At 38.3% G+C, this 13562-nt stretch carries 15 protein-coding genes and 4 tRNA genes; 6 read left to right on the forward strand and 13 right to left on the reverse strand.

What is annotated here, in order from left to right:
• Positions 1-106: 106 nt before the first annotated feature.
• Positions 107-820 carry a DUF3108 domain-containing protein gene (locus AC1M87_RS11645; protein ID WP_035265223.1) on the forward strand — a complete coding sequence of 238 codons (714 nt, stop codon included), beginning with the start codon at positions 107-109 and terminating at the stop codon, positions 818-820.
• Positions 821-902: 82 nt separating this feature from the next.
• Positions 903-1478, forward strand: coding sequence for a xanthine phosphoribosyltransferase (locus tag AC1M87_RS11650; protein WP_035265221.1), 576 nt, complete (start codon positions 903-905; stop codon positions 1476-1478).
• 37 nt (positions 1479-1515) lie between these two features.
• Here AC1M87_RS11650 and AC1M87_RS11655 read toward each other — a convergent pair whose 3' ends face one another.
• The 4 genes from AC1M87_RS11655 to AC1M87_RS11670 all read right to left on the reverse strand — a co-directional run bounded on the left by AC1M87_RS11655 (position 1516) and on the right by AC1M87_RS11670 (position 4511).
• Entirely contained in the window at positions 1516-2370 is an 855-nt protein-coding gene (locus AC1M87_RS11655; RefSeq protein ID WP_481593786.1) for a MetQ/NlpA family ABC transporter substrate-binding protein, read from the reverse strand.
• Positions 2367-3284, reverse strand: a complete 918-nt coding sequence (locus AC1M87_RS11660) for an isopenicillin N synthase family dioxygenase (protein ID WP_481593787.1) — start codon at positions 3282-3284, stop codon at positions 2367-2369. Before AC1M87_RS11660 ends, AC1M87_RS11655 begins: the two co-directional genes overlap by 4 nt.
• The gene (locus AC1M87_RS11665; RefSeq protein ID WP_481593788.1) at positions 3281-3415 is read right to left on the reverse strand and encodes a hypothetical protein; all 135 of its coding nucleotides are present in this window, start codon (positions 3413-3415) and stop codon (positions 3281-3283) included. The genes AC1M87_RS11660 and AC1M87_RS11665 overlap by 4 nt, the downstream gene beginning before the upstream one ends.
• Positions 3416-3530: 115 nt before the next feature.
• Positions 3531-4511: an aliphatic sulfonate ABC transporter substrate-binding protein gene (locus tag AC1M87_RS11670; protein WP_481593789.1), complete on the reverse strand. Its 981-nt coding sequence runs from the start codon at positions 4509-4511 to the stop codon at positions 3531-3533.
• 270 nt (positions 4512-4781) lie between these two features.
• Between AC1M87_RS11670 and AC1M87_RS11675 the strand changes: the two genes are divergently transcribed.
• A complete protein-coding gene (locus AC1M87_RS11675; protein WP_035265212.1) occupies positions 4782-5156 on the forward strand; it encodes a hypothetical protein in 375 nt (124 codons plus the stop codon).
• Between the two features lie 50 nt (positions 5157-5206).
• Here AC1M87_RS11675 and wrbA read toward each other — a convergent pair whose 3' ends face one another.
• Entirely contained in the window at positions 5207-5803 is a 597-nt protein-coding gene (gene wrbA, locus AC1M87_RS11680) for an NAD(P)H:quinone oxidoreductase (protein WP_035265209.1), read from the reverse strand.
• A 114-nt stretch (positions 5804-5917) separates the two neighbouring features.
• On the opposite strand from wrbA, the gene AC1M87_RS11685 reads away from it, so the two are divergent.
• A complete protein-coding gene (locus AC1M87_RS11685; RefSeq protein ID WP_481586800.1) occupies positions 5918-7162 on the forward strand; it encodes a YihY family inner membrane protein in 1245 nt (414 codons plus the stop codon).
• Between the two features lie 37 nt (positions 7163-7199).
• Here the strand turns inward: AC1M87_RS11685 and yddG are convergent, their stop codons facing one another.
• Both yddG and AC1M87_RS11695 read right to left on the reverse strand, forming a co-directional pair.
• Positions 7200-8087, reverse strand: coding sequence for an aromatic amino acid DMT transporter YddG (gene yddG, locus AC1M87_RS11690; protein ID WP_481593790.1), 888 nt, complete (start codon positions 8085-8087; stop codon positions 7200-7202).
• Positions 8084-9025: a DMT family transporter gene (locus AC1M87_RS11695; protein WP_481593791.1), complete on the reverse strand. Its 942-nt coding sequence runs from the start codon at positions 9023-9025 to the stop codon at positions 8084-8086. The genes yddG and AC1M87_RS11695 overlap by 4 nt, the downstream gene beginning before the upstream one ends.
• A 102-nt stretch (positions 9026-9127) precedes the next feature.
• Between AC1M87_RS11695 and AC1M87_RS11700 the strand changes: the two genes are divergently transcribed.
• Positions 9128-9931 (forward strand): AraC family transcriptional regulator, encoded by an 804-nt coding sequence (locus AC1M87_RS11700; protein ID WP_092768062.1) that lies wholly within the window; start codon positions 9128-9130, stop codon positions 9929-9931.
• A 51-nt stretch (positions 9932-9982) separates the two neighbouring features.
• Here AC1M87_RS11700 and AC1M87_RS11705 read toward each other — a convergent pair whose 3' ends face one another.
• Together AC1M87_RS11705 and AC1M87_RS11710 are read right to left on the reverse strand one after the other, a co-directional pair.
• Entirely contained in the window at positions 9983-10621 is a 639-nt protein-coding gene (locus AC1M87_RS11705) for a fumarylacetoacetate hydrolase family protein (protein ID WP_092768064.1), read from the reverse strand.
• 45 nt (positions 10622-10666) lie between these two features.
• On the reverse strand, positions 10667-11170 hold the full coding sequence (locus AC1M87_RS11710; RefSeq protein WP_481593792.1) for a YcxB family protein: 504 nt from the start codon (positions 11168-11170) through the stop codon (positions 10667-10669).
• 171 nt (positions 11171-11341) lie between these two features.
• Between AC1M87_RS11710 and AC1M87_RS11715 the strand changes: the two genes are divergently transcribed.
• Positions 11342-12649 (forward strand): SRPBCC family protein, encoded by a 1308-nt coding sequence (locus AC1M87_RS11715; protein WP_481593793.1) that lies wholly within the window; start codon positions 11342-11344, stop codon positions 12647-12649.
• A gap of 74 nt (positions 12650-12723) precedes the next feature.
• On the opposite strand, the gene AC1M87_RS11720 is transcribed toward AC1M87_RS11715, so the two are convergent.
• The 4 genes from AC1M87_RS11720 to AC1M87_RS11735 form a co-directional block, all read right to left on the reverse strand.
• Positions 12724-12800, reverse strand: a tRNA-Arg gene (locus AC1M87_RS11720).
• A gap of 361 nt (positions 12801-13161) precedes the next feature.
• Positions 13162-13238, reverse strand: a tRNA-Arg gene (locus tag AC1M87_RS11725).
• A 43-nt stretch (positions 13239-13281) separates the two neighbouring features.
• Positions 13282-13358 (reverse strand) — tRNA-Arg (locus AC1M87_RS11730).
• 16 nt (positions 13359-13374) lie between these two features.
• Positions 13375-13465: transfer RNA gene (locus AC1M87_RS11735), tRNA-Ser, on the reverse strand.
• Positions 13466-13562 lie beyond the last annotated feature (97 nt).

A 13562-nucleotide genomic window follows, 5' to 3' on the forward strand; every position in this document is an offset into this window, starting at 1 on the left:
TACAGAAAAATACATTTTCACTGTGATTATTGATTATTTCTCCTTATTTATCAGAGATAATAAAACTTCAAGTGATCCTTCGATACGAAGGTAAAGGAAAATATTTATGGCATTTAAATCGTTTAAAACTTTGAGTGTGATTGCAAGTGTAGGTACAGCCGTGCTTTTCACAGGCTATTCAAGTCAAGCGCTTGCCATGACGCCCTTCCAAGCCTCTTATCAGTTTGCATACAATGGTAAAAACTTGGGGTCAGCAACACGAACCTTGAAAAAATCAGGTAACACATGGAATTACGTTTTTGCAGCTAAAGCAGGTGGTATTGCTTCAGCGACTGAAACCAGTAACTTCACATTCAACAATAATCAGATTCAATCATCCAATTTCAGTCGCACCAGTAAAATTTTGGTTCATAACAATACAATGAGCATTAAATTTAATCCAAGTGCCAAAACCATTAACACCACCAAAGATAAAGAGCAACGTTCATTTGCTTGGAAATCTGGTGTACTGGATGAGTTAAATGCAGAATTGCAAATTCGTGAAGACTTAAAAAATAACGGTTTAAAATCGCAATATTGGATTGCAGATGCTAAAGAAGTTGAATCACGTCGTTTCGTCAAACAAGGCACTGAAAAAGTAGAAACCAAGTACGGTACGTTTGATACCATCAAAGTAGTGATGAAGCATGATAAACCAGGTCGTGAAACGATTTTTTGGCTGTCTCCGAAATTGGACTATTTACCAGTGAAAGTCACACACCAAGATAAGAAATCTTCATACGGGCTCTTACTGACAGGGTATAACGGTCCACAAAATTAAGGCATTTTTTACTTGCTTTTTTGCAGATGCTTTTTAAAATACGTCTTTGCTTAAAAAGGCACCTGCCCTAGAGGATTCTCCCGTGTACGCACTAGAACAGAAAATCTTAAACGAAGGTATCGTTCTATCTGATCAGGTTTTAAAAGTTGATTCTTTTCTAAACCACCAAATCGACCCAGTGATGATGCAACAAATTGGTCAAGAATTTGCTCGTCTATTCAAAGATGCAGGCATCACCAAAATCATCACAATTGAAGCTTCAGGTATCGCACCTGCTGTGATGGCTGGCTTGGAACTTGGTGTACCGGTAATTTTTGCACGTAAGTATCAATCTTTAACTTTAAAAGATGATTTATATCGTTCAAAAGTATTCTCTTTTACAAAGCAAGTAGAAAGCACAATTGCTATTTCTAAGAAGCACATTGCAGCAACAGATAAGGTTCTTGTGATCGATGACTTTCTTGCGAATGGACAAGCAGCTTTAGGTTTAGCTGATTTGATTCACCAAGCTGAAGCTGAGGTTGTCGGGATTGGTATCGTGATTGAAAAGTCGTTCCAACCTGGCCGTGATCTTTTACTTGAAAAAGGTTACCGAGTTGAGTCACTTGCTCGTGTTGAATCACTTGCAAATGGGACAGTGACTTTTGTTCAAGAATAATTTTGAACATTAAAAAAAGCGCCTAACGGCGCTTTTTTTATTTTAATGTGGCAGGATCTAGTTGAATGCCCAATTTTGTACCACCAAAATGCTTTTGAATATAATCCTCAACGTAAGGCTGATGGTAAAGATTTGAAAGTTTTTGAAATTTTGGATCATTCAATCGGTCTTTACGCACTGCAAGTATATTGACATTTTCTAAAGCTTTATCAGTGACCTCTTCTTTAAATATCGCATTTGTTATTACATTTAGTCCACTTTCCAGAGCAATAGTATTTCCAATTGCGGCTAAATCCACCTCAGACAAGACACGTGGGAGTTGTGCACCTTTGACCAATTTAAATTGGAGTGATTTCGGATTTGACTGGATACTTTCAAGAGTTCCAGAAATCGTATTAAAATCTGGCTTAAGTTGAATCAACTGAGCACGTTCTAATAGTCTTAATGCACGTGCTGTATTCGCTACATCATTAGGAATTGCTATCACGGCTCGATCAGGCAAAGTAGTTAGTGACTTGTGGTTCTGAGAATATAAGCCCATAGGCTCTAAATAAGTCGTCGCCAAGACAGCAAGCTTATGATGATTCAAGTCATTAAATTCTTTGAAATACGCCCAAGATTGAAATGCATTTACATCAATTTCACCATCGAGCAAAGCTTGATTCAAAGCCACACCGTCATTAATTTCTTTCACCTCAATGTCAACATTTGCTGTTTTCGCCTGATCAGAATCCGCGATATATCTCCAAATATCAACATCCGATCCATGTGATCCGATCACGATTGTTTGTTGTGTTTGCTTTGTTTTTTGAGGTTCAGGTTGAGCACTACATGCACTGATAATGAGAATTGCAAAAATAATAAATAAAAATTGGGCGTATTTTGACTTCATGATTTACTCGATATTGTTGTTGATTGTTTGAGTTGTTTAAATTGTGCTGGATAATATTTTTCTGTAACGTCTAGATGAGATCTAAGTCGTCCTTTGATACAGTTTTCTCCTACATTTCTCAGTAAAGGATTCAGCGGATCTGTCTCTGGTCCTTGTGCAAGCGCTTTTAAATTATCTGCAAGATTTAAAAGTGGAATTTCACCAGCAAATAAATTTGGAGAAAGAAAATAAGCAACCGAATACCGATCTGCATTCGTTGGAGATATGACTCGATGTTGATTTGCAATCAAATAACCATTCGTAGCAAGCTCTAAAACCTCACCGATATTGACGACAAATGCGTGTTCAACAAATGGTACTTCAATCCATTTGCCTTGACTTAAGACCTGAAGTTCTCCGATCTGGTCTTGTAAAAGTAAAGTTAAAATATTGGAGTCTTTATGAGGGCCTACACCCTGATGATTCATTTGATCAATTGGAGGATAATGAATCAGCTTGAGTAGTTCATGTGGACTACCTGTAATCAATTGATCAAGTGCTGTGGCCTGCTGCCCCAATGAAAGCAACAAGGCTTTTAATAATTTAATTGCAACTTGTCTGAGATCTCGTTGCCATGCGGTGACTACGCGTTGAAACTCAGGCCAATTCGAAGGCCACTGATTTGGTCCCTGTAAACGTCTCCATGTCGGTCCAGTTTCAGGTTCTAATGCTGCCAGTTCAAAACCAATGTCTATTTGTTCTCTAAAATCAGGGTGCAGACGTGTAACTTCGGCATTTACTCGACTATACCCTCGAAAATGCGGGGAATGAATCATAGCGATTTCATCTTTTTGTTCTTGTGGCAGCGAAAAAAACTGCCGAGTAATACGCTGAATCTCTGAAATTTTTTCAGTTGGAATGCCATGACCCGTCAAATAAAAAAACCAATATCCTTGGCGATATGTGCAAGTCGTTGCAGAAAATCTGCTTGAGTTGATGATTGATCAAATTGACTTAAATTCAGAATAGGAAATGCGTTTAAGCTTTGTTTTAATGGTTGAGTCATGATGCACTCATCTTTCTAATACTTCATTGTATTAATGACTGAAAGATGAATGCTTTTGAAATCATTTAAATTGGATACTTATGCGTCTATAAAAATATGATTCACGTTCAATCACTTAGTCTTGCCCAGTCCACACATGATCTTTTAAAGACACGGCATTCGGAATGAGTTTAAGTTGATAAAACAAATCTGCAATTTTTTGTTGCGCCGTGACTGTATCTGTATCGACCAGTTTGGCATAAGCAGGAATATTTCTTTTTTCTAAAACCAGTTTGGTAATATTTTCGTCCAAGCTTGTACTTTGCGCCAAAATTTTTGCGGCTTGATCTGGGTGTTGATTGATCCAATCATCTACTTGATTTAATGTTTGCACAAATTTTTGGGCTTCAACCGCATGTTGTTTTAAAAATTTTGGTGAAGACAAATAGAAGCTATATGCCAATGGCAAAGCTTTTGAATCAATAAGAACACGTGTATCACCTTTAAGCGAAGCAGCACTTGCATAAGGATCCCAAATCGCCCAAGCATCGAGTGATTTTTTATCAATAGCAGCTCGTGCATCTGCAGGCGTTAACCAGACGGGTTGAATATCAGACCAACTCAATTGAGCTTGATCTAATATTTGTGAGAGAAAGTAATGCGCACTTGAACCTTGTGTAACACCAATACGCTTACCTTTTAGATCCTTTAAGCTTTGAATCGTGCTGTCTTTGGGTAACAGCAAGCTGTGTGCATTTTTAGATCCATTTTCATACGCTAAATATTGAATTGGTTTACCTGCAGAAAGTGCGAAAATTACAGGTGTATCTCCTGTATACCCCACATCTATAGCACAGACATTTAATGCTTCTAGTGTTTGAGGACCTGCCGGGAATTCTTTCCATTGAATTTTCACACCAGGAAATGCCTGCTCAAAAGTTTTATTTTGTTTTGCAACGATGAATTTAAGCGCCGCTTTTTGATAGCCAATATTCAAGGTTGTTAATTTTTCATTTGATTCATCTTGCCCCTTAAGATCAGTAGGCTTTTCTTTTGAGCATGCAATGAGGCTAAAACTCAATGTCACAATAGTACTTAGTACAAATAATTTTTTCATTGTCTTGGTAATTTTTTGATTGGAATAAAAAAATAAGCCAAACTTCGAAAAAAATTAAATCACTATTTGCGCTTAGTTATTCAGTTCAAGATCTAAGCCATCCTGCTCATAAAATACGGTTTTATCCTTAAAAATTAAATTAATCTATTTTGAAATCAATTTTTTATTTTATCTGGCATTACAGTTTTTCTACATTCGGCCATGTTGCAACTTTAAGTGCAATGCTAGAATCTTTGAAATAAATGGATGTATAGATTAGAGCAATCCTAAATGACTGAAAACTTAGAAATACACTGTCCAAAATGCGGTTCAACTGATATTGAAAAACGCAACCATGAACAATTACTGCAAAAAACAGGTGGTGTTCTTCTTTCCGCAGCGGGTACGACTGCGGGTACTGTGGGTGGTGCTGCATCAGGTGCTTCTATTGGTGCTTCCATTGGTGCTGTTGCGGGCCCTTTAGGTGTAATCATGGGTGGCACAATAGGCACTTTTGTTGGTGCAATCAGTGTGGGTGTGACTGGTGGCTTTTTAGGTCATCGTTTTGGAAAAAAAGCGGGTGAAATCGTCGATAAGAATGTTTTCCTCGATTACCAATGCAAAAAGTGCAAACACCGGTTTGAACAAAAACATATTTCAAAATAAAAGTGAGCGAGAAGCTCACTTTTTTATGCCTGATAAAATAATCTTTAAAATTATTTCTTTAACATTTGCAACGCCACTTCACCTAATCGTTTCCCTTGCTCGATACATAGTGATTTTTCATCTTGGCTTAGAGATTGATCGTGTCTAGGACCACTGACATGTGTAGCACCATAAGGTGTCCCACCTGATTTTGTATTTGATAAAGCTGGATTGGCATTGGTTAAACCCAAAATCAGCATTCCATGATGAAACAAAGGTGGCAACATGGTCAGTAATGTACTTTCCTGCCCGCCGTGCATAGACCCCGATGAACCAAACACACAAGCAGGTTTATTATGCAATGCACCATTGAGCCATAAGCTCGTTGTTTGGTCCCAAAAATATTTCATTTCTGATGCCATATTGCCAAATCGAGTTGGTGATCCTAATGCAAGTCCCGAACAATGTTGAAGATCATCCAAAGTCGCATAAATATCGCCCTCCTCTGGAATACTCGGTGCTGCTTCGGTCACCACTGTTGCCAACTGTGGGACTGTTCTAATTTTCGCAAGCATTCCAGTAGATTCAATTCCTTGAGCAATTAAATGTGCCATTTCCTTGGTTGAACCATATTTGCTGTAATACAGAACCAGAACATATGCTTGCATAAAAAGATCATCCAATGAAAAAAGAAAACTATACGGTATTTTTTTTAAAATTTGGTTAAGCTGTGCAACGAACGTACAGAATTTTAACTAAAAAATACTCGAGACTCATTATTTATGGCGGAAATCTTAAAAAAGTTACCTTTCTACAATAAAACATGGTTTCAGTTTATTTTGTTTGTACTACGACGCTTTGAAGCTAACAATTGTCGTGAGCAAGCAGGCTCTTTAACTTACACCACACTTTTCGCTGTCGTGCCGATGTTGACCGTATTCTTGGTTATCATTTCATCGATTAAAGCATTAGAACCTGCTCGGCAACAATTACAACAATTGATCTACAGTAATTTTCTGCCTAAAACCAGTATCGCGTTTGACAAAGCATTGAATGCATTTACTGACAATTCGAGCAACTTAACCATTATTGGTGTGCTGTTTTTATTCTTTACCACAGTAATGATGCTCACTAGCATTGAGACAGCATTCAATCGTATTTGGCGTGTGACAGAAACGCGTAATGGCATTATTGGTTTTATGCGCTATTGGACCATCATTTCACTGGGACCAATCCTGCTGGGTTCGGCTTTTGTGATTTCATCGACTTTAGCGTCTATGAACATCCTAAGCAATAATTTTGCAGGTTATGAATTGAATGGCACGTTTATTTTATGGGTCATCTCATTTGCACTCACCGCATTTGGTTTTTTCGCCTTGTATTGGACGATTCCAAACCGCTCTGTTCCAATAAAAGCAGCCATGATTGCTGCGATTTTTAGTGCTGTTACCTTCGAGTTACTGAAAAATTTATTCGGCTTCGTGATGACTAACTTTACCAGTTATCAGTTGGTTTACGGTGCTTTTGCAGCAGTTCCAATTTTCCTGTTGTGGATTTATCTCTCTTGGAACATCGTACTGCTTGGTGTTGAGATAAGTTATGCCCTCACAGCATTTCATACAGGTAAGACCGAAACGCGCCATCCAATTCTCATGCTTCTAGATATGCTTGAGTTATTCTATAAAAAACAAAAACAAGGTAAAACCGTAACCGATCTGGAGGCACTTGATATTTTAGGACGCGGTGAAATTGGCCGCTGGCCTAAATATGTCAATCTATTGGAACAGCAGAATATTATTAAACGTACAGATAATAATGAATATGTTTTGGTTAGAAATTTAGATCATCTTGATTTTTGGTCATTTTATAAATCATTGCCTTATACGCTACCTGATAAAAATGATATCGGACAAATCCATGAAGATGACGTATGGATGAACCGTATTGGCCCTGCACTGATTGAAGCTGATGATTATCTTGCTGCGAAGCTCTCCGTTCCGCTATCGACCATACTTGAAGAAAAGTAAGCTCTTGCAATAAGAAAAGACCTCTATAGGTCTTTTCTTATTTCGTAGACGGATTATATGGACGTGTAGATTGCCAACAAATAAGTGCGCCTAAGGTCACTAAGACACAACCGATCCAAAAGCTCATTAGAGGTTGCACATCTAGAATCAGCATCGACATCAGACTTGAAAAAATGGGCATAAAATACGTTGCCAAAATTAAAATTTTGAGATGTCCATATTGCATGCTTTGGTTCCAATTGCTATAAGCCAAGCCAATTAAGCTGCCAATGACTACAACCATCAGCCATGTCATCAAATTCAGCTCAACAAAGGGTTCTCGCATCACAAAATGTACAGCCCACAACCCAACTGCAGTCATTAGAAAAAGAAACGGAACAGCATTATGACCTTCTGCATATTTCTTGGTAAATATACTGTACAAAGGCCATAGCACGGCGCCAATAAAAGCAAATGAGTACGCGAATGGATTTTCAAGCACAGCCACCAATATGCGTTTCGGCTCGAGAATATTTGGATTAACAACCATCATTAACCCAAGAATGGCACATGCAAAGCCAGCAATCACCCAAATATTCGCGCTCAATTGCCGTGCAAGAATCGAAAATACAATCAGCAAAGGAGGCCAAAGATAATTAATCATTGCAATGATTAATACCTGTTCTCGATGCGTTGAAAGTGCAATCGAAATTAAAAACAGGATCTCATAGCCCACAAAAAGAGCACCACAGCCCCATAAGTATTTTTTAGGCATGAGTGAAAGCTTGGGAAAACCATTTTTCCATAACATGAACAATGCACTAAAACTATAGATCAGTGCCACCGCCTGTACCGGGCTTAATGATTCAGTTACAAGTTTCACCACCGCAACCAACGAGGCCCAAATTAAAATCGAGCTTAATCCCAGCCATGTATACTGATTCAATGGAATGCTCCAATTCTTGCGCTGATTCGATCAAAATAAATTCTCAAATAGCGGTGCAAAGATACAATCATAATCCCTGCAAGAACCATACAAGAACCGACCAAGAAACTCGTTTCGATCTCCTCATCTAACAGCCATACACCAAACAACATGCCGAACATGGGGGTCAAAAATGAAAACACACCTAAGCCATTTGCTAAATAAGTTCGTAACAACCAAAACCATAGCAGCAAACTTAAAAAAGACATTACCACCGCATGAAATGTTAAGCTCAGAAACGTCAGTTGTGACCAGCGCACATCTGCTTGTCCAGTCCAAAAAGCTAAGGGTAATAAAAAAATAAAGCCCCCAAGCAATTGATAAAATAATGTTTGAGTAGGCGGTGCCTCTGAAAGCGTTGAAAATTTTAAAGAAATCGTAGTCAATGCCCACATCATCCCCGCCATTAGAGCAAGAAAATCTCCCCATAAAATAAGGCTGAGTTGGCTCTGAGCTTGATCACGCACTAAAAAAGTATAAGCGATGCCAAGAAATGCGAAACAAATACCAAACCACTGCAGATTATTCAATTTTTCAGCTTTGACTTTCCAATGTAAGCCTAAAGCCACAAAAATAGGCGCGGTATAGAGCAGAACAACAGTGTGCGCAGCACTGGTGTACCTGAGTGCCTCAGCAACCAAATAAAATTCTGCAGAAAATAAAAAGGCTAACCAAATTCCAGGAACAACATAACGGTAATTGAACAGTTGTTGCACTCGTTGTCGATACAATAATGGAACGACAAGCAAGGTTGCCAAACCACAGCGCAATGCGATTTGCATCAGAGGACTAATATCAGTAGCTGCAAGTTTCAAGACAATTTGCTGTAAACCCCAGACTAAACACAATACGATCATTAAGCTTGACGCCTGAAGGTCAAGACCTCTTCGCTCACCCATGAGTGGCACTCTTCACACAAACAAGTCGTCACTATACTGCTGACTGAATTAGAATATATAATTCAAAATAGACAACAAATACATTTATTCAGGCAATTTAATATGCCAAAACGCCATCCACATGAATCATTCGTTCAGTTAGATAATTATGATCATATCCAAGAGAATCTTTGGCTAACATTCCGTAATGATCCAGCCCATTCGGAATATCCTAAACACGGTCATGCATGGGGCGAATTTATCTATGCATTTGATGGTGTAATGGAAGTTCATATTGATCAAAATCAATATTTAACACCTCCGCCCTACGGAATTTGGCTACCACCGCATCTGCATCACAGCAGTATTAATCTCACAGCTGTTTCTCATGCCACCTTATACGTGCATGAAAGCCTGTGTGATGCACTGCCCAAACAATCAGGTATTTTACTAAGCTCCCCCTTAGTGACGGCGCTACTCAATGAACTCAGAAAAACTTATTTCAAATATGATCAACCCGAATATCAACGACTCTTAATGGTTTTGCTGGATCAATTAAAAAGTTCACCACTGCTCAAAAGCTACTTACCCCATTCTGATCATCCTGCATTACAAACGATATTTACCTACATGCATGAGCATCTCAGTGATCAGCGTCCACTGAGAGATTATGCTCAAATGGTGAATATGAGTGAGCGCACTTTATCGCGCCTATGTGAAGCTGAAATTTCGATGTCGCTCAATGAATGGCGTCAACGCTTTAAAATTACACGAGCATTAAGCTTATTGTCTGAAAATAAAACCGTTGAACATATTGCTCTAGATTTGGGCTATGCCAACGCCTCAGCCTTTATCAATATGTTTAAACGCTGGATGCACATCACGCCCCAACAGTTTCGTAAAAACATCAATTCAGACAATCTCTAACCATAAAAAAAGGATGAACCATCATCCTTTTTAATTGAGCTTGATGCATCATTAATGCACTTGCGTAGTCCACACAAAATCTTGTTTTAAGCCAGTCAAAGTCATTTTGAGCTGATCACCCGATTCTAATGGTCCCACACCTGCAGGCGTACCCGTCATGACAACATCACCAGACATTAAGCTAAAGTTTTGACTGATTTCTGCCAAAAGCGCTCCTAATTTAAAAATCAGTAACCCCGTATCACCATGTTGCCTAAGTTGATCATTAATTTCGAGCTTAAACTGGACTTGATCTAATGCTGGGACCTGATCAAGCGAAATCCAACCTGCCAAAATACAAGATCCATCAAATGCTTTCGCACGTTCCCAAGGTTGTCCTTTCTTTTTAAGCTGATCTTGTTGATCTCTTAAAGTCAAATCCAAACCAAGGGTGACTGCACCTACTGCTGCTAATGCCTCTTGAGGATCCGTAACGTTTTTGAGCGGTCGATCTATTCGCAATGAAAGTTCACATTCATGATGACACTGTCCCAATGCACGATTCCAATCAATCCCTTCTGCTAAGGACACCAAGCTACTCGGCGGCTTGATAAATAAGACAGGTTGATCAGGAATCGCATTACCTAATTCTTGAGCATGCGCAGCATAACTGCGACCGACACATACAATTTTTGATGGAACTGCACTCATGAAAATCTCTCTTATTTATAGTTTGAGTAATGAACTCATCAAAACTTAACGTTTTTGGAATGTATTTTCAAACAGTGTTCTGTCTACATCAGACTCAAATGCACGTTTTGGAATAATGACCACTGTATGATTTTTGAGTTCAAGCATATAGGTCAATTTACCCACTACAAATTTTTGTACTTCACTGTAGGCAAATGCTTGTTTAGGACGACCACTTGAAAAAAGCTCGGCAGAGTTTTGAAACAAATCAATACCTTGTTCAGTCTTACCAAATTGATATTTTTCAAACTGACGCTTGAACATCATAGGTAAGAACCAGTAACGCATAACGATTTGTAAAAAGATAAAGAACGTGCCTAAAGCCATGTAATAGCGCCCTACTCCCTCTAATCCAAGATAAAGCCCCCAAATCACGATCGCAATACTGACAAGTGGCGTTAAAAAACGCGTAAATTGTTTTTTGCCAAAAGTAGCTAATGCAAAACCATCCTGAGACTCTTGTAAATTTAAGAAGTAACGGACAGATAAAACTGGTTGAGTATCAGACATAGGGGATTCAACAATCGATTTTCTTAAGCAAAGATATTACACCACTTTACCTGAAATCGAATTGTCGTTTTAATGAATACTGTTGATTACATCATCGCACTATTGATGAAAGCATCACACGATTTACAATGACACAAAATAAAAAGTCTAAATTCATAGTTCAGGATGAAAATGAAATACTTTAACTATCGAGCATTGTGCTTAAGCCTTATTTTTATACCCAGCTTGTCGTACAGCGCGATTATTGAATGGAAAGAAAATATACCCAGTGCGTTAAAACCATTTCAAAATAATAGTACCGAACTCGCCAGCATCGCCAAAGATCAGATTCTCATCTATGCGCACACAAATACCCAAACATCTATTCCGACACGCAAAAAACAACCCAATCCAAATGTGAAGTTCACATCATCTGCCATCGTATTGCCTGTTAATGAAGAAAAGGTCGCCAAAACGCTTTCACAGTTTGAAAATTTTGTTGGATTATTCCCGACATTGAAATCAGCTAAAATATTAAATCAAGAAAAAAATATCACTCAGGTTCAATATAAAATTTCCATTCCAACACCAATACCAGTGCTCAACTTTAATGAGACCATAGTGTTTCAGCATCATATTGAAGCCAATAGTATTTCGAGTTTGATTGTGGATGCACCTGTTCCTTATGGTCTAGGCAAATTTGAATGGTTCAAATTGGATCAAAATCATACTCTTCTGACCCTAACGCAATGGGGAGATTTGAACCAACCTAAAGGTTTTCTATTTAGCAAAGTTCTGAATGCAGTGCCTGAAGCAAAAATGGGAATTCCAAGTGGTACACATGCATTTTTACTTGAATCAATTCGAAAAAAATTAACAGCGCCTTCTTCGAGTGCGCTCAAACCAGAACAATTTCCATCCGACCAATTAACGACAAATCAAATAGCCAAAATCGCACAAATCAGTCGTATCACCGAACACCCTGTAAGTTTTGTCCATACACCGACAACCGTGCCTTATCAACACGGTGCAGAATCAATGCGTTTTGTGACGACGTATCAGTATTATTCCCAACCAGTGCAACAATTACAAAAATGGACACAGCCTGTACATTATAAAAAGTTGTTTCCCCGCCAACTCAAATCTATTGATATCGAAACCCTAAAAGACCAAACACAATTGGCAGATTTTAAAGTTGAACTCGGGTTAGGAGTTATTCAAATTCCATTCCGATTTAAACTAAATTTTAGCTTTCCTCAGTCGAATCAGAATAGTTTTTATGCTCAAGGCGGTGATCTGAAATACATTAAAGGAAAAATGCAATTTGATAAGTTTCAACAAGGTACTTTATTGAAAATGACGAATGCTGGAAAAATAGATGAAAAAGCACCGTTCCTGATTCGTGCAGCACGGAGCTTGCCTTATCATGATGTGCTCCCTACAGTTGGGGCGAATGTCGTCTTTGCATTGAAAGTCAAAAACGAAGAGCAGAAGAAATAAGATAAAAAAATAGACACAAAAAAACCGCAATTAAGCGGTTTCTTCTCTTTTTTACATCTTATAGATGATCAAGTTGGTGCGCTCAGAGAGATTCGAACTCCCGACCCCTTAGTTCGTAGCCAAGTGCTCTATCCAGCTGAGCTATGAGCGCGACGTCTTGATGGAGTGCATTATATATGAATATTATTATTTGTTAAGTACTTTTTAATAAAATTTAAATCAAGCGAACAGTATTTATACGTAAATGTAAATTATGGCTAGATAATCAACAACTTAAGAGATGATCAACAAGATCAATCCAAATTCCAAACAATCCTGAGTTGGATTGATGATGTTTTTATAAGAGCTAATATCTATTAATTAAAAATAATATGTGTAGAAATTTTAAAATTTATTTCTTTCTTAAGTAGCTAATAAAATATGATGATTTATAGCATCACTTCATTCTAGAAACAAAAAAACCGCAATTAAGCGGTTTCTTCTCTTTTTTACATCTTTATAGATGATCAAGTTGGTGCGCTCAGAGAGATTCGAACTCCCGACCCCTTAGTTCGTAGCCAAGTGCTCTATCCAGCTGAGCTATGAGCGCGTACTTGAGTGTCTTACGACTTCGTTACATCGATTAACTTGATTGGTGCGCTCAGAGAGATTCGAACTCCCGACCCCTTAGTTCGTAGCCAAGTGCTCTATCCAGCTGAGCTATGAGCGCATTTCAAGTTTATCGTTGGCGGTGAGAGAGGGATTCGAACCCTCGATACCAGTAATAGGTATGCTTCCTTAGCAGGGAAGTGATTTCAGCCACTCATCCACCTCACCGTAACGAGACGCCATAATACAAACTTCGTCCCTACTCTTCAAGTGAGAATTTAAAAAATTCTATGTTTTTTGTTCAATCATATATTTTTTAAACAAT

This window comes from Acinetobacter sp. 24-47-62 (assembly GCF_056779765.1).